Source organism: Aeromonas sp. YN13HZO-058 (genome assembly GCF_001921245.1).
Lineage (GTDB): Bacteria > Pseudomonadota > Gammaproteobacteria > Enterobacterales > Aeromonadaceae > Aeromonas > Aeromonas allosaccharophila.
Window position 1 is genome coordinate 96,453 of the sequence record NZ_MQSY01000024.1, and the last position, 16,256, is coordinate 112,708.

The window sequence follows — 16,256 nt, forward strand, 5'->3', positions numbered from 1 at the left end:
AACTTAGTCAGATTTCACGCGGCGCTTGACGTAATGTCCACAAAGTTCAAATTCAAATTCAAATTTTTGCTTTACCTCCGAATCTTGATTTTTAGGAGGAGATGACAGTGACTCTCTGGTTTTATAGGTTTTCCTGTCATTACGTATAACACGCATCAGAATTTCCTTAGAAATTTCTTAATGTTGGCTGTGGTTAACTTACCACACGACTCCTTTATCTTAGACCATTTACCTGCTGAGGTCTTCTTTTGAGCAATTGATGTGCCAGTATCATCAACTTGCAGCAGGTACTCGTGGGTTGGTGTTACCTTATGCCAACTCCGCACACCATTACTGCTTTCATACACCCAGTCGAGAGTGTTGTCATCTATCAGTGATAATTCATTTGCTACGTCAAGTGCCGATTGATACCTTTTTGAAAGATCAACCTTCAGACAAGTTTCTACAACTGATTTTAAGCGTGAGGGGATGTGTTCAAGGAATAGTCGCTTCGGGAAGGTCTTTTCTAAAATAGCACTTTTGAACTCATCAAACGATTTGAAGGTTGCTATCTGAGCGTTGAAGTCGGGCTCACCTACGATCAGTCTATAGATGGTAAGCCCTAATTGGTAAATATCATACTGGCTCGTAAACTCTTGGTCAGTAAAAAATTCAGGAGCTATATGCTTTTGATACATCTGCTCAGGTTTAGCCATGTAATTCAATCCCATAGCTTTAGCAAGCCCAAAATCTGATATCAAGGCCTCCATTCTATTTGAAAGTAGAATATTGTCTGGCTTTATATCAAAGTGGATCAGATTTTTTGAGTGAATATTATGCAGGCCAGAGCAGATGTGAATAGAAAATCTAATGATATCTCGCATAGAAAGAGACTTGTTTTTTGCAAGCTCTTTCAATGACCCATTTTTATAATATGGCATTGCAAGATATATATTATTATCACATGCACAGGCATACTGAATTTGAACTACATGAGCATGAGCCGCTTTGTATAACAGTCTGGATTCAGAAAAAAAGCATCGCTGTCTTTGAATTTATCCTGCCTCATTTCTTTAATAACTAGCTGAGCATCTAAATATTTGTCATGAGCAATGTATGCTTTAGAATTTCTACCATCTTGACCAATTTCTTTTATATATTCAAATTCGACTTGAGCGCGACTATAAACACCGTACATATCAAGCTCCTATCGCGCACAAAGTCGCTTCGCGTTCAGTTTTAGACAATTCACCCCAGTTTTCTATTCCCTCTGGGAATATATCCCCTTCAACTAATGGTTTAAAATGGCTTCGTTCAATATTAATTCTAGATGCGATATTTGAGATCTGACCAATGTAATATGTTTTTACGTTGCTGCTTGCGAATGCTTCTTGAATGACGCCTTCGATCTGAACTCGCTCAATGGATATACTCTGTGCTGTAGGCTCGAGAACTCGGATTCCTGCCTCTGAAATCTTATATTCTAGAAGCACATCAAGTAGATTAAGTCTGATATGTTTGAGTTGCTCAGGAACTCCTAGTGATTTTGGAATGATAATTTTCCCAATAGTTATCACTTCGCTTTTATCTGAATCGAACACACAATAAATCACTTCTGTTGGTGACGCCCGCACTCCGATTTTCATAATGGAAATTCCTTTGAGATATTGAAAAGTATTTTATTTTTAATGTAATTGAAGTTGAGTTCTATTATTTTCCATCCATTGCATCATAACCTAGTTTATTTTTTTATAAAGATAATCGATGAGAAAACTAGACGCAGTTCAATAAATTAGATATGTAGCGTTGATTAATGGAATTATGGGGTGTCAAACATCCAAGGCAGTAGGTTCGAATCGCAGGCCGAGAAACCGCTGATATCCCGAGTTCTCAGCCGGTCTTGCCATAACTCGGTGTGCGGCGGTAAACGGACGATTACGCTACGCTAATCGACCCTACATTATGTGGCTTATTGTTACCTTCCCCTTATCTCCAGCCCTTCTCCCCTTGTTTGTGATCAAGAGTGGGAGAAGGGGGCGAAATTGATTCCGCTGGCTGTGTTTTGGCTCTGTGGTGCGGGTGAATATGTGTGGCTTGGAATTGGCACGGACCATCCCCTCTCCCTTGGGAGAGGGTTAGGGTGAGGGGTCGCTATCTGTGTTGCAGGTTCGAATAGCGAAGCGTATTCGGACGTTCGCGAACAGGAGGTCACTGCCGATTTTTCCGGACTTACCCCTGACTTCCCCCAGACTTCACCTTCTCTTCACAGAACCTCATTTTCCCCTCACAAATCCCCCGTATCTTCTGCTCACTGCGTAAAAGGCCCGGCTTGCCACAGGGGTGGCGAGGGGGCGGTTGGTTCGAGGGAGCAAGATGATGAAAGGTTGGATGAAGTGCACATTGGCCGGGGCCGTGGTGCTGATGGCGAGTTTCTGGGGTGGCAGCGTGCGGGCGGCGGGGATCGAACTCAAGCAGGTGAGCGGCCCTGTCTATGTGGTGGAGGACAACTACTACGTCAAAGAGAACTCCATGGTCTATTTCGGGGCCAAGGGGGTGACGGTGGTGGGGGCGACCTGGACGCCGGATACCGCCCGCGAGCTGCACAAGCTGATCAAACGGGTCAGCAGCAAGCCGGTGCTGGAGGTGATCAACACCAACTACCACACCGATCGGGCGGGCGGTAACGCCTACTGGAAGTCCATCGGGGCCAAGGTGGTGGCGACGCGCCAGACCCGGGATCTGATGAAGAGCGACTGGGCCGAGATTGTCGCCTTTACCCGCAAGGGGCTGCCGGAGTACCCGGATCTGCCGCTGGTGCTGCCCAACGTGGTGCACGATGGCGACTTCACCCTGCAAGAGGGCAAGGTGCGGGCCTTCTACGCGGGCCCGGCCCATACGATGGACGGCATCTTTGTCTACTTCCCCGACGAGCAGGTGCTCTATGGCAACTGCATCCTCAAGGAGAAGCTGGGCAACCTGAGCTTTGCCAATGTGAAGGCCTATCCGCAGACCATCGAGCGGCTCAAGGCGATGAAGTTGCCGATCAAGACGGTGATCGGCGGTCACGACTCACCGCTGCACGGCCCTGAGCTGATTGAGCACTACGAGGCGCTTATCAAGGCGGCGCAGCAGTCATAACCGCTGCGTGGCAGAGAGCCTGCAAGCCGTGCCATCGCTGCAATCAGCAGCCATAACGGCACACCACAAAACGCCCGCTTTCAGGAAATAAGCGGGCATTTTGCGTTTGCGGTTTTTTTGGTGGCTGTGAGTGCGTGGCATTAACGCTGTTCAAGGGGGGTTAGCTTTCATAAGATGGCCTTCTCTCTTTTCCCTGAAAGTTATCCATTTTCGTTATGCAATACGCCTCTCTCGCGCGCCTCAAACAGGCCTTTATCACCGGGATGTGGGCCTCGCTGGTCAGCATCGTTATCGGCTTCGCCTTCAAGGTGTGGCTGGCGCAGTGGGTCGCCAAGGGGGAGCTGGCGCTGTTCAACAGTGTGGTGGATTTGATCTCCCTCTCCTTTATCCTGATGACAGGTTTTCGCTCCTCCATGGTGGTGAGCTACTCCCAGACCAAAAACGATCGGGACATCATCAATATCTTTCGCTACTTCCTGATTGGCATCGTGCTGCTCACCTGGGGGGCGGTGATCCCCTATATCAAGCACGGGCTCCATATCCGGGTGGAGTATTTGCAACTGGTGGGGGTCATCTTCGGGCTGGGGCTCAAGGTCTACTTCACCAATCTGGTGGCCATGTACCGGATGTATACGCTCTCCAACCGGGTCACCTGGCTGGAGCCGCTGGCCAACGGCCTGCTGTTTATGGCCTGCTACTTTGGGCTCGGGATGGATGCGCTTGCCTCGCTCTTCTACGGGCTGACCTTCTCCTCGCTCGCTATCGCCGGTTATATGTATCTTTCGCGGCGCCGAGCCATCGCCACCAGGCCGCTCGCCAAGGTGGCGCTCGGCCCCGAGATGGTGAGCTATGTGAAGAAGAGCTTTACCGCCTCTCTGGAGGCGGGGGCCAGCATCCTGATGATCTACATCACTGTGCTGCTCACCATCCGCCACTTCAGCCTCGACGAGCTGGGGGATTTTCAGGTGGTGGTGCGCCCCATCTTCACCTATATGACCACCTTGTTCGTCTTCCCCATCTACCGCTTTGTGCTGCCTGAGCTGGCGGTCAATCTGCGCAACGGCGATCACCGCCAGATCAGGATGATCCGCCGCTGGATATTCCGCCTCTCCGCCATCGTCAGTCTGGCGTTCTTTGGTTTGATGCTGCTGGCGGGCAAGCCGCTGGTGCTGTTGTTCTTCCCCGCCGATTACGTGGGGGCGGTGCCGGTGCTGTTCCACTTCTCTATCTTCTTCATCTTTATGATGCTCAACGGCTATCAGCTCGCCTATATCAAGGCTCACGGCCACTTTACCCAGAGCCTGCTGATCCGGCTGGCAGGCATAGTGGCACTGGTTGCCGCCTACTATCTGGTGGCCGAATTCACCGCCAACGTGGTGGCGATTATCGTGGCGCTGGGCCTTGGCTATATGGTGATGTTTATCCTCTCGACCCTGGCGGAGCGGCAGATCTTGCGTACCCTGCCACCCGAGCTGGCGACGGCGCCCTAGCTGTCGCCGCGAGTGTGCGCGGTATCTGTGGGCTGAAGGGGTTTGCAGGAGAGGATGGGTTGAAGCGACCAAGCAAAGAGAACGCCCGGGATCGGGCGTTCTCTTTTTATGGGGCTCGCAGCCCCGCTGTTGCCCCTTTATGGCATACGGGGCTTGGCGGTGGCCGGTATAAGCTGGAGTTGGGTCATTTCAGGAAAATCCATAAATCCTGCTTATAGTGAGCCGGTTTGCCGCTGCGCCCCCGCACGGCGGCAAAACCGGCCGCACAGGGGCTTGTTCCTGTTTGCAGGGATGGGTTTGCAGGGATTGGTTGGAAGGGATTGGCGCGGGCCGTTAGCGCCGCCCCTTGCCACCCTTGTGGCCAGCGAGGGCCTGCTTTCTGGCACGCTGTTTCTGGGCCGCCTTGCTGTTGCGGCGCGGCTCGGGCTCGAAGCGGGTGAGATCCGGCTCAAAGCCGGGGAACCACTGCTGGGGCAAACGGGTGTCGAGCACCGCTTCCACCTTCTCCAGCAGCGGTGCATCTTCCGGGCTGAACAGGGTGATGGCGAGCCCCTTGTTGCCAGCGCGACCGGTGCGACCGATACGGTGGACGTAATCCTCTGCCACAAACGGGAATTCGAGGTTAATCACGTAGTTGAGATCCGTGATATCGAGGCCGCGGGCCGCCACGTCGGTGGCAACCAGCGCCTGCAGGGTGCCGGCGCGAAACTCCAGCAGCACCTTCTCCCGCGCGCTCTGCGACAGGTCGCCGTGGAAGGCCAGCGCATTGATGCCCGCCTTGCCAAGCTGCTGGGCCAGTTTGTCGGCCCCTTGGCGGGTGCGGCTGAAGATGAGGGCCGGTGCCCACCCCTTCACTTTCAGCATATGTTCGACCAGCGCCAGCTTGCGATCGCTATCGACGGTATAAACCCGCTGCTCTACTTCGGCTGCCGTGGTGTTGCGCGGTGCTACTTCAATCAGTTCGGGGTCGCGTAGCAGCACTTTGCTCAAGGCAAACAGGTTGTCGTCGCAGGTGGCGGAGAAAAGCAGGGTCTGGCGATCCGCCGGGATCTGTTTGAGCAGCGCCTTGATCTCGTCCATAAAGCCCATGTCGAGCATGCGGTCCGCCTCGTCAAACACCAGATGGCGCAGCGCCGCCAGACTCAACGCCCCCTGTCGCAAATGGTCGAGCAGGCGGCCCGGGGTGGCGATCAGGATATCCACTCCGGTTTGAAGCGCCGCTACCTGCGCCGCGATACTCACCCCGCCGTAGACCTGGGTGCTGGTGAGACCGGTGCCCTGACCGTAGCACGCCACACTCTCGGCAACCTGTACCGCCAGCTCGCGGGTCGGCACCAGCACCAGCGCGCGGATCGGACGGGGCTCTGCCTGTGGCTGTTGCAGCAGCTGTTCCAGCAGCGGCAGCACAAAGGCGGCGGTCTTGCCGGTGCCGGTCTGGGCACCCGCCATCAGATCGCGCCCCGCCAGAATGACGGGGATAGCGCTGGCCTGCACCGGAGTCGGCGCGGCATAGCCCAGTTCGGTCAGGGTCTGCTGCAAGCGGGGGGAGAGGGCCAGTTCGGCAAAGGAGGCTGTGGACATAGGGGCACCAGTCGGGGTTATCGCGGCCTGCGGCCACGATGCTGTGAGTGATCGTGGCCGCGATGGTAACAGAAGCGGGGGGATCGGCAGAAGGCGGCTATGCCTCTGCGTCGTCCGGCAACGGGCGGATCAGCCGGATCGTCTTGCCCTCGTAGCAGGCGATGTTGTGCTTGCCGTGCTGTTTGACGTGGTAGAGCAGCTCGTCGGCCAGATGCACCGCCTCGGTGACGGTGAGGTAGTCGCGAATGCGGATCACCCCGGCGGAGAAGGTGATGGGGGTGGGCAGCTCGGGGATCTGCAAGGGGGCGTTTAACAGCCGTTCGGCCGAATGGATCATCATCTCGTCATCCTCCATCCCCTGAAACAGCACGATAAACTCCTCGCCGCCCCAGCGGATGGCGGTATCGATCTTGCGAATGCTGCCCTTGAGGTGGCGGGCAAAGGCGATGAGCGCGGCATCGCCGATGCTATGACCATGCAGATCGTTGATCGACTTGAAGTTGTCGATATCGAGGATCATCAGGTAGTCGTGCTCGTGCAGCAGCCTCTGGGTGAGAATGTCCCGCCGTGGCAAGCGGGTCAGGTGATCGGTATGGGCCAGGGTGCGCAGCCGCTGATAGATCTGCTTCCATGCCACCATCACCAGCAAAATGATGATGAGATAGATCTTGAACGCGGGGCCGTGAAAGGCCAGCTGGATGAAATCGAGCCAGGAGTAGGACCACCTCAGATAGAGATCTTCCCCTGCCTTGGTGCGCATAAAGGGTTTGCTCAGGCAGATCTGCCAGGGGAGGCAGGGCTCGGCAGCCTCAAACGAGATGTCGGTACGAGTCGGGTTGACGGCATCGAAGGGGTGCAGCACATCCCGAAACGCCTCATCGACAGCGATGTCGATGCTAAGCAGCCCGTACTTGTAGCCGCTGCGCCCCGACTGATGAATGAAGGGGAAGCTCATCACTATGGTTTTGCGCATGCTGAAGCTGTCGATACCGATATCGGAGACAAAGGCCTCATCGGCGCTGCAGAAGGGGCGGCCGGGTGCAAAGCTGGCGCAACCGAAGTAGTGATACCAGGCGGGCAGTGTCATCAGATCCACCTTGATCGGCGCCAGTCTGGCGGGCAGCAGCTTGTTGTCGGCCACCATGCCGATCAGCCGGTAGTCGTTCCAGATGGTGTAGATGTTGATCACCTCCGGATAGGAGAGGGCATAGCGGAAGGTATTGAGGATATTGGCGGCCGGGTATTGCAGCGGCACATCGGCAAAGCGGTGCTTGCTTCTCAGGTCGTAGCCATAGAGGTAGTTGGTGTTCGACTCGTTGCGAACGAGGTGGGCGGGAGTTTCCAGCGACCGCTGGTAGGCGAGATAGCTGGTGATGTTTTCCACCTCGAGGATCTTGGCCCGCTGGTAGAACACGTCGAACACGTTCTTCTGCTTGGCGGTGATGAGGTGCATGTCGTGGCGCAGGCTCTGATAGGTGTAATAGAACACGCAGCCCAATCCGGTCAGTATTAGCAGGGTTACCCCCAGCAGCGTCAGTTTGGGGTGTTCGATTCTAACCTTATGCCAAGCCATGGCGAGGGGCGCCTCCAGAGTGAAAAGGGTGTGATATTGCTGGCTGGTCGCCAGATTAGCTGGAGTATACGTCAAAGCAAGTCCGGAAGAGTCCGCCGCTGCTGTTCATCGCCGACTGCGGGTCGCCAGCGGCAATGGGCGGATAGTTGCTCCCGAGGGGGATACGCTGGTGAGCGGCGGCGCAGTCAGCTATTCGACGATCAGCACGTTTTCGCTGGCCAGATGGTGCAGCCACTCCCTGACGATCAGCAATACGGCGGCAACGTGCTCGTCGCGGGGCAGCAAGCTGGCGGCGAGGGGATCCCCTTCCGCCATGGCGGCCAGCTGGCCAAAGGCCTGCTCCACCAGATCCCGGTCGAGCTGGTTATCCCCCAGCACTTCGGCCAGTGACGGCTGGCTGCGCAGGGTCAGCTGCAAGCCGGGCGGGATCTGCGGGGCGATGCGCATCAGCTCATCTTCCACCACCATGATGGCCCGCTCCAGTTCGAGCGGGGTGGGCGGCGCATGGCGAAACGGCCCGGGCTGGATGGCGTGGGTGCCAAAGGCCAGCGGATAGTGTGACGGGGCCCCATCTGGCTGGCTCAGCCAGACCTGACTGCTCTGTTCACCAATCTCCAGCAGCAGGGTCATCATCTCGGGTACGGGTTGTGTCATGGTGCCGGGCTCCTGTATTGTAAACGTTTTCCCATTCTGCCTTTGATACCCCCGCTGTCGCCGTTTGGCGAGCACAATTTCTGCGAGTCGCCCCTCACTTTGGTGCAAACTCCTTGCAAAAAAATTTATCGATGGCAGTCTGGATGTCTAAATGGCTGTTGCCGTTTCGTTATCCTCAGATGATTCAGGAGTTCAGATATGGATATTCGCACCGCTCCCCGCGCCATCGCGCTCGCTCTCATGCTGGCCAGCGGCATCGCCGCCGCCAACGAAGCGCTGGTGATCCAGACCGATTTCGGCCTCAAAGATGGCGCCGTTTCGGCCATGAAAGGGGTCGCTTTCGGGGTGGATCGCACCCTGCCGCTCTATGATCTGACCCACGAGATCCCGGCCTACAACATCTGGGAAGCCTCCTACCGCCTCTATCAGACCCTGCAGTATTGGCCCAAGGGCACCGTGTTTGTCAGCGTGGTAGATCCCGGCGTGGGCACCGATCGCCACTCGGTGGTGCTCAAGACCAAGAGCGGCCACTACATCGTCACCCCGGATAACGGCACCCTGACTCTGGTGGCCGAGCACTTTGGCATCGAAGCGGTGCGCCAGATCGACGAGAAGCGCAATCGCCTCAAGGGCTCCGAGAAGTCCTACACCTTCCACGGCCGCGATGTGTACGCCTACACCGGCGCACGGCTCGCTTCCGGCGCTATCAGTTATGAGCAGGTCGGCCCGCTACTGCCCGCCGAGGTGGTGAAGATCCCCTATCAGCCTGCGGTCGCCGAGAAAGATGGCACCCTCAAGGGCACCATCCCGATCCTCGATGTGCAGTACGGCAACGTCTGGACCAATATCGACGATGCGCTGCTGACCCAGGCAGGGATCAACAAGGGGGATAGCGCCTGCATCAAGATCAGCGAAGGGGATGCGGTCAAATATGACGGCAAGGCACCTTACGTCAGCAGCTTCGGCGATGTGCCGGAAGGCCAGCCGCTGGTCTACCTCAACAGCCTGCTGCAGGTGTCGGTGGCGCTGAACATGGACAGCTTCGCCGCCAAGCATCAGGTGCAATCCGGCGCCAACTGGCATATTAGCCTGAAGAAGTGCTCCTGAAGATTGTCGGGCTTTCGACCAGCGGGTTTGAAGCAAGCGAGGGCAGCCAAAGAGGCTGCCCTCTCTCATTGGCTGATAGGAGTTGCGGATAAGGAGTTGTTGTCAAAATGCATATTAATTGAATGCAATTGATAATGATTGGTATTTGGATGGATAATCGCGCACTTGTCTGACCACCTAACCATAACGAATGAAAACCAGCCTTTTACTGCTCAGCCTGCTGGCCCTGACCGCATGCAATGACAATCACAGCAATACGTCGGTGGCCCCCTCACCCGAGGTGACCCCGCCGGTCGTCAAGCCGACCGAACCTCCCGTCACGCCACCCATAGTGCCACCAACAGTGCAGCCAGAAACCCATACCTGGGTGCCCCTGACCATAGAGGTCAATGTGGCCGATCGGCTGGGGGCGGGTGCACAGCTCGAGGTGAGACAGGTCGCCACCGGGATCCGCGTGCAGCAGGTCATCGTACCGGGCCAGCTCACCCGCATCACCTTGCCAGCAGGTCTGCAACTGGATCAGCCGCTGGAGCTGCTTGGTAGCGACGAGGGCTATCTGCTGCGTGCGGTATCGGTGCGGGTGGCGGATCTCTCGGCCGGGATCACTCTGGCGCGCCGCAACAGCGTGCCGCGGCTGGGATTGAACGAGGAGGAGACTGCGCTCTTCCTGCTGGCGGATCAGAGCGGGGATGGTTCCCTCAGTCAGGCCGAGTGGGGCAGGGCAGAGGAGATCCGTGTGCAGCAACAGGCGGCCATTGAGGATTACGCTGCCTTCCTGCTGGCCCAGCGCCAGCCGGGCGCCGTGCTCGACTATGCCGACAGCTGGCAGATGCTGCTGGCCCTGCGCGATGACAAGCAGGCGCGCAGCTGGTATCAGCGCAACAACAGCGCCCAGATCCAGTCCGCCCGCACCCAGCTCTATCCCGCCAATCCCAGCCAGCCGGACGAGCCGGAGACGGCGGATCTGCTGCGCCTCGATGAGCAGGGGCAGCTGGTGGTGCGCGGCCCCTGGCAGTGCCTGCACGATGTGCGTACGGTCAGCGGGGTCAAGGGCAGCCAGTACTGGCTTTATGGCAGTGACTCCAGTGTGTTGACGGTTGCCAACCGGACACAACTGGCCGCGGTGCCGAGCGGTTGCGGCCGTAGCGACTGGCGCCTGCCGACCCTGACCGAGTTCGAACGGCTGCTGAGTGGTGACAAGTCGGCATGGCGCTACCCCAATACCTTTGCGGTAGCCCTGCCCACCCAGCTCTGGCTGCAGGATGGTGCGGGTCAGCCCCGTCTCTATCAGCTGGCGACCCGAACCTGGCTGGATGAGGGGGAGGGCAGTCTGCTCTGGTATGCGCTGGCTCCGTACCCGGTGCGCCCCTCTGTGGTGCGCGACAGCAGCAAGCCTGACATGGCGACTCTGCGCGCCCAGTACAGCGGCGCGTCAGCCCAATGGCCTGCCGCCCGGGTGGATGACGGGGTGGAATGGCAGGAGCTGGGGCCGCTGCCGGCGGTACCTTTCCCGGCCGACAACCCCTATAGCCGGGCCAAGGTGGTGTTGGGTCAGCAGCTCTTTTTCGACAAGCAGCTCTCCAGGGGGCGGGACATCAGCTGTGCCAGTTGCCACGATCCGCAAAAGGGGTGGAGCGATGGCCTGAGCGTATCGGTCGGTCATCTGGGTCAGAAGGGCAATCGCAACGCCCCCTCCATCCTCAACAGCGCCTTCAGCTCGACTCAGTTCTGGGACGGGCGGGTCGCCACGCTGGAGGAGCAGTCGCTTCACCCGATCCAGAACCCCATCGAAATGGCGCTGAGCCATGACGAGCTGCTGGCCCGCTTGCAGGCCAGCCCCGACTATCAGGCAGCCTTTGCCACCGCCTTTGGCGATCAGGGGATCACGCTGGAGCGGATCGCCAAGGCGATCGCCACCTTCGAGCGCACCATCATCAGCCGCGACAGCGATTTTGAGCGCTTCGTTCAAGGGGATAGTCAGGCGCTCAGTGACAAGGCGCTGTGGGGGATGCACCTCTACCGCACCGATGGCCGCTGCATGAACTGCCACTCGGGCCCGTTGCTGAGTCAACACGGGTTCGAGAGTGTGGGGCTTACCTATTACGGTCGCGGCAAGCTGGAAGATCGCGGCCGCTTCCTACAGACCCGCAACAAGGCAGACATCGGCCGCTTCAAGACCCCCAGTCTGCGGGACGTCGCCTTTACCGGCCCCTATATGCACAACGGTATCTTCCCGATCCTGGCCCAGCGTATCGGCGGCTCGGTGCAGGGGGTGGTGGCCATGTACAACTTTGGCGTGACCAAGTGGAGCAGCGGGGTCGGCTTCCCGACCGGTGCGGATCAATACGATCCCTTCTTCCCCAAGGCCTCCGATCACCTGCATGCTCTTGGCCTCAGCAATGACGAGCTCGATGCCATCGGCGAGTTTTTGCGCAGTGCCTCGGCCGAGCCGCGTCGTACACCGGCCACGGTTGCTGAGCTGGGGGTGAGTGAGGTGGATGACCCTACTCCGGTGGGAGCCGTGATCACCCGATTGGCGGTGCTGCCTGCCCAGCCTCAACTGGAAGCGGGGCGGACGCTTCCTCTGCAACTGCAGTGGCAACTGAGCGATGGCTCTCTCAGCCCGCTTGATGCGCCAGTGGCGTGGCGCAGCGAACAGCCGGAGTTCGTCACCGTGAGCCCGGAGGGTGAGGTGCGCGGTGTGGCGGTCGGTACGGCCCGCCTGGTGGCGACCACGGCTCGTCACACGTTGACCGTGACGGTGCAGGTGGTGGATGCCCAGCCCGATTTTGCCCGGGGCTGCCGTCAACCCGAGCTGGTGGCAGGCAAGCTGGCCTTTGTCTGCCAGCTGACCAAGGATGAGGCGGAGCGTCTGTCCATTTCCTATGAGGGTTTGAGCAGTGACAGCGATGGCGACTACAATCCCTTCCCGCTGGAGTATGTGACCATGGGGCAGGCGAGGGCGCGGGATTACTGCCAGCAGCTGGTGGCGCGCGGCCACGATGACTGGCGTCTGCCGACCCGAGCCGAGCTGGAGGCGCTGTTTGCTGCTTACAACAAAAATGGAGCGACGGATCAGTTGCTCCAGCAGCAGGGGTGGCCGCTCTACAACCGCTACTGGAGCAGCGATGCGACTGCCAATGACGATGGTGAGTTGCCGCTGCTCGACCTGAGCACCGGCGACCCGCTATGGGATCTGGTGGACGAGGCTCATGCCGCCACCTGCGTCAGGGCCATCTAGCCTTCATAGATAGTCAGATGAAAAACGGGCGCCTCGGCGCCCGTTTTGTTCTCTGGTAATAAAGAAAGGGATCAGAACTCGTTGGAGAGCGCCTTGTACCCTTTGACCAGATCGATATTGGTGTGAGCCACGTCCTCGGAGAACTCGGCAGCATCGACCGAAACCCGCGGAATATGGGTCAGATCGCTCTGCTGGTTGATGCGGGTGGTGGAGGGGACATAGAACTCCGGCGGCAAGTCGCAGCCGTCGATCACCGAGTTGTGACGCACCACGGCGCCATCGCCGATATGGCAGTTGAACAGTACGCTGTTGAAGCCGATAAAGACACGGTTTCCCACTTCGCACGGCCCGTGGACGATGGAGCGGTGGGCGATGGATGTGTACTCGCCGATAGTGACGGCAGCGCCGGATTTGGAGTGGATCACCACGCCATCCTGGATGTTGGAGTTGGCGCCGATGACGATGGGTTCCATCTCGCCGTTGGCATCCACTTCGTCGGCGCGGATCACCGCATAGGGGCCGACGAAGACATTCTCTTTGATGATTACCTTGCCGCAGATGATGGCGGTCTTGTCGATATAGGCGGATTCATCGATGACAGGCAGATGGCCGGAGGGATTCTTGCGGATCATGTTACATCCTGTGGTTGCCAAGAGGATTATCTGGTGGTGGGCGAGGAGCCTACCGGTCGGTCAGCTTACCCCTGCTCGCCCTCTGGTGAAACCCCTGACTGGTCTGACCCTTGTCGCGCACCGTCTCGGCATGGCTGTTTCCCGCCGCCAGAATATGGGAGCATAACTGTCATCCCGAGTCGCGTTAGATGGACATATATAGATGAAGAAGATGATTGCCCTGTTGGCGGGTGGTTTGTTGCTCTCCTCGGCCGTGCAGGCCAAAGGGGAGGCGGGGGAGTTTGACTATTACGCCATGGCGCTCTCCTGGTCGCCCGAGCATTGCGCCGTCAAACCGGCAGATCGGGACCAGTGTTCCCGCAAACTGGGGTTTGTGCTGCACGGCCTCTGGCCCCAGTACGAGCGTGGTTACCCCAGCAACTGCACCCGCGAGCGGCTCGATCCCGATATGGAGGGCGAGTTTACCGACCTCTACCCCAGTCGTTTCCTCTATCGCCATGAGTGGGAGAAGCACGGCACCTGCTCCGGGTTGAGCCAGCAGGCCTTCCATCAGCTGGCGAGCGATTTGCGCCAGAAGGTGAAGATCCCGGCGGCCTATCAATCCCCGGAAGAGCCGCTGCGCAAGAGCACTTTCCAGCTCAAGGCCGATCTGGCGAGCGCCAACGAGTGGCTGGCCCCCGATAACATCACGGTGGCTTGCGCCGATGGTGGCCGCTTCCTGCGGGAGATCTATATCTGCGTCAATAAAGAGGGGACGGATGCGGTCACCTGTTCCGCCGAGATGCAAAAGCGCGAGCGCCGCTCCTGCGGTCAGCCGGACTTCCTGCTGCGCAGCGTGCGTTAAGTCTTCACTCACCATCGGGCCCCTTGCGGGCCTGATGTACAACCACGGCTATCGGAAAGGAGTCTGACAGATGGATGGCAACAACCGGTTTGGCCCGACAGAGCGGGCCCTGCTGCTCGGTGTGAAAGGGGTGGGGCCGACCGTTATCGGACGGCTCGAACAGCTTGGCTACCATACCCTGGCCGGATTGGCCGAGGCCGACACCACCCATATCGTCCAGCTGGTGGCCAGCATGCTGGGCTCGACCTGTTGGCAGAACAGCCCCCAGGCGCGCAGTGCCATCGACGGCGCCATTGCGCTGGCCCGTGCACATCTGTCTGCGGACGCGACAAACGGGGTGAATGGATGAGCCTCTTTACCGAGCTGGGAATGCGTTATCCCATCATTCAGGCGCCGATGGCCGGTGTGCAGGGCAGCGAGCTGGCGCTGGCCGTGACCGGAGCCGGCGGTTTGGGTTCCTTGCCTGCCGCCATGCTCACGCCAGCGGAACTGCGCAGCGAACTGGAGCGTCTTGCCAAAAGTGGCCTTGGGCCATTTAACATCAACTTCTTCTGCCATCAGCAACGGGAGCCGGATCCCGTTGCATTGGCCCGCTGGCAGCAGCGCCTTGCTCCCTACTACGCCGAGTTCGGCGTACCTCCCCCAGCTATTACGACGGCGCCAAGCCGAGCCCCCTTCAATGAGGAACATGCTGCCATGGTGGCCGAGTTCAGACCGGCGGTGGTCAGCTTTCACTTCGGCTTGCCCGCGCCCGAGCTGCTTGCTCAGGTGAAAGCAGCGGGGGCCAGAGTTTTTGCCAGTGCCACCACGGTGGCGGAGGCCGTATGGCTCGCTCAGCACGGCGCCGATGCCATCATCGCCCAGGGATTGGAGGCGGGTGGTCATCGCGGGCACTTCCTCTCTGATGATCTCGCCTTGCAGCAGAGCACCTTGACCCTGCTGGCGCAGATCCTCGCGGCGACCGACCTGCCGGTGATTGCCGCAGGCGGTATTGTCGATGGCAAAGGGATCACCAACGCGTTGGCGCTGGGTGCCAGCGCCGTGCAGATGGGCACCGCCTTTCTCTGCTGCGATGAAGCGACCACCTCGGCGCTGCATCGCGCCGTCCTCCACTCACCCCAAGGCCAGCAGACGGCACTGACCAATCTGTTCAGTGGCCGCCTGGCACGGGGTATCGTCAACCGTCTGATGCGTGAGCTGGGCCCGCTCTCGGAGTTTGCCCCTCACTTCCCCTATGCCAGGGGCGCACTGGCACCGCTGCGTGCTGCCGCCGAAAAAACAGGTGACAGCGGCTTCTCTCCGCTCTGGGCTGGCCAGAATGTAGCGGGTTGCCGGGATCTTCCCGCCAGCGAGCTGATGGCGAGCTGGATCAAAGAGGCTGGATTGGGATAGGCACACCTATATATGCCTCTTTATATAGAAGCGGTCGTTGGTGCTGTGTGTCAGACGCGGCGGTGCAGCGATGATGGATGGGGGCTTGTACCGTTTTGAGGCGCATATCCGGAGACCAAACCCCGCATTTCACCCCCATCTGTGGATAAGTCTGTATAAAGGCTGTGTGTTGATATGAATAACTAATAAATTGCACTTTTTTGCAATTTTATTGCGGTAAAGCCTTGCCAATGTGAGCTGGATCTCTATAATGCGCCACATCGACAGGGCAAGCGGCAACGCAAACAACCTCGTCGATAACCTCGAAAAGCCTTTGAAAATAAGGCTTGACTCGAGAAGGCGGTTGAGTAGAATTCCACTCCCGCAGCAACGAACTGTTGCGTCGCTCTTTAACAATTTGAATCAAGCAATCTGTGTGGGCACTCACAGCATCGAACATCAAACAATTTTGTTGATTTTCAATGTCTGGTGAAGTGACCAAGACGAATTCTTAGCAATAAGAAGTCGAACAGTTTATTTCAGCAATTCATTGAGCCGCTGAAGGTTGTTATTTCGGTAACAGCGCGAAGCAAACCAAACTTAAATTGAAGAGTTTGATCATGGCTCAGATTGAACGCTGGCGGCA

General features: G+C 58.1%; 14 protein-coding genes. 7 read left to right on the forward strand and 7 right to left on the reverse strand.

Going from position 1 to position 16,256, the window contains the following annotated elements:
• Positions 1–155: 155 nt before the first annotated feature.
• Genes BSP75_RS05620 through BSP75_RS05625 form a run of 3 tightly spaced genes read right to left on the reverse strand, consistent with a single transcriptional unit; the run spans position 156 to position 1,625 of the window.
• Complete coding sequence (locus BSP75_RS05620; RefSeq protein ID WP_083617064.1) at positions 156–1,034, reverse strand: serine/threonine-protein kinase; 879 nt, start codon at positions 1,032–1,034, stop codon at positions 156–158.
• On the reverse strand, positions 968–1,177 hold the full coding sequence (locus tag BSP75_RS21255; RefSeq protein ID WP_083617067.1) for a hypothetical protein: 210 nt from the start codon (positions 1,175–1,177) through the stop codon (positions 968–970). The genes BSP75_RS05620 and BSP75_RS21255 overlap by 67 nt, the downstream gene beginning before the upstream one ends.
• Before the next feature lies 1 nt (position 1,178).
• A complete protein-coding gene (locus BSP75_RS05625) occupies positions 1,179–1,625 on the reverse strand; it encodes a hypothetical protein (RefSeq protein WP_075112509.1) in 447 nt (148 codons plus the stop codon).
• Between the two features lie 742 nt (positions 1,626–2,367).
• Between BSP75_RS05625 and BSP75_RS05630 the strand changes: the two genes are divergently transcribed.
• The gene (locus BSP75_RS05630) at positions 2,368–3,117 is read left to right on the forward strand and encodes a CphA family subclass B2 metallo-beta-lactamase (RefSeq protein ID WP_253186612.1); all 750 of its coding nucleotides are present in this window, start codon (positions 2,368–2,370) and stop codon (positions 3,115–3,117) included.
• 215 nt (positions 3,118–3,332) lie between these two features.
• Entirely contained in the window at positions 3,333–4,607 is a 1,275-nt protein-coding gene (locus tag BSP75_RS05635) for a hypothetical protein (protein WP_075112511.1), read from the forward strand.
• A gap of 333 nt (positions 4,608–4,940) precedes the next feature.
• On the opposite strand, the gene BSP75_RS05640 is transcribed toward BSP75_RS05635, so the two are convergent.
• The 3 genes from BSP75_RS05640 to BSP75_RS05650 all read right to left on the reverse strand — a co-directional run bounded on the left by BSP75_RS05640 (position 4,941) and on the right by BSP75_RS05650 (position 8,415).
• A complete protein-coding gene (locus BSP75_RS05640) occupies positions 4,941–6,188 on the reverse strand; it encodes a DEAD/DEAH box helicase (RefSeq protein ID WP_075112512.1) in 1,248 nt (415 codons plus the stop codon).
• A gap of 97 nt (positions 6,189–6,285) precedes the next feature.
• Positions 6,286–7,761 (reverse strand): GGDEF domain-containing protein, encoded by a 1,476-nt coding sequence (locus BSP75_RS05645; RefSeq protein ID WP_075112513.1) that lies wholly within the window; start codon positions 7,759–7,761, stop codon positions 6,286–6,288.
• Positions 7,762–7,950: 189 nt separating this feature from the next.
• The gene (locus BSP75_RS05650; protein WP_075112514.1) at positions 7,951–8,415 is read right to left on the reverse strand and encodes a hypothetical protein; all 465 of its coding nucleotides are present in this window, start codon (positions 8,413–8,415) and stop codon (positions 7,951–7,953) included.
• A 198-nt stretch (positions 8,416–8,613) separates the two neighbouring features.
• Here BSP75_RS05650 and BSP75_RS05655 point away from each other — a divergent pair, with 198 nt between their 5' ends.
• Complete coding sequence (locus tag BSP75_RS05655; protein WP_075112515.1) at positions 8,614–9,522, forward strand: S-adenosyl-l-methionine hydroxide adenosyltransferase family protein; 909 nt, start codon at positions 8,614–8,616, stop codon at positions 9,520–9,522.
• Positions 9,523–9,712: 190 nt separating this feature from the next.
• A complete protein-coding gene (locus tag BSP75_RS05660) occupies positions 9,713–12,763 on the forward strand; it encodes a cytochrome c peroxidase (RefSeq protein WP_075112516.1) in 3,051 nt (1,016 codons plus the stop codon).
• A gap of 71 nt (positions 12,764–12,834) precedes the next feature.
• Here BSP75_RS05660 and BSP75_RS05665 read toward each other — a convergent pair whose 3' ends face one another.
• Positions 12,835–13,395, reverse strand: coding sequence for a carbonate dehydratase (locus BSP75_RS05665; RefSeq protein WP_005343397.1), 561 nt, complete (start codon positions 13,393–13,395; stop codon positions 12,835–12,837).
• Positions 13,396–13,597: 202 nt separating this feature from the next.
• Here BSP75_RS05665 and BSP75_RS05670 point away from each other — a divergent pair, with 202 nt between their 5' ends.
• The 3 genes from BSP75_RS05670 to BSP75_RS05680 all read left to right on the forward strand — a co-directional run bounded on the left by BSP75_RS05670 (position 13,598) and on the right by BSP75_RS05680 (position 15,631).
• Positions 13,598–14,239 (forward strand): ribonuclease, encoded by a 642-nt coding sequence (locus BSP75_RS05670; protein ID WP_075112517.1) that lies wholly within the window; start codon positions 13,598–13,600, stop codon positions 14,237–14,239.
• Positions 14,240–14,309: 70 nt separating this feature from the next.
• Positions 14,310–14,588 (forward strand): Pathogenicity locus, encoded by a 279-nt coding sequence (locus BSP75_RS05675; RefSeq protein ID WP_075112518.1) that lies wholly within the window; start codon positions 14,310–14,312, stop codon positions 14,586–14,588.
• A complete protein-coding gene (locus BSP75_RS05680) occupies positions 14,585–15,631 on the forward strand; it encodes a nitronate monooxygenase (protein ID WP_075112519.1) in 1,047 nt (348 codons plus the stop codon). The genes BSP75_RS05675 and BSP75_RS05680 overlap by 4 nt, the downstream gene beginning before the upstream one ends.
• Positions 15,632–16,256 lie beyond the last annotated feature (625 nt).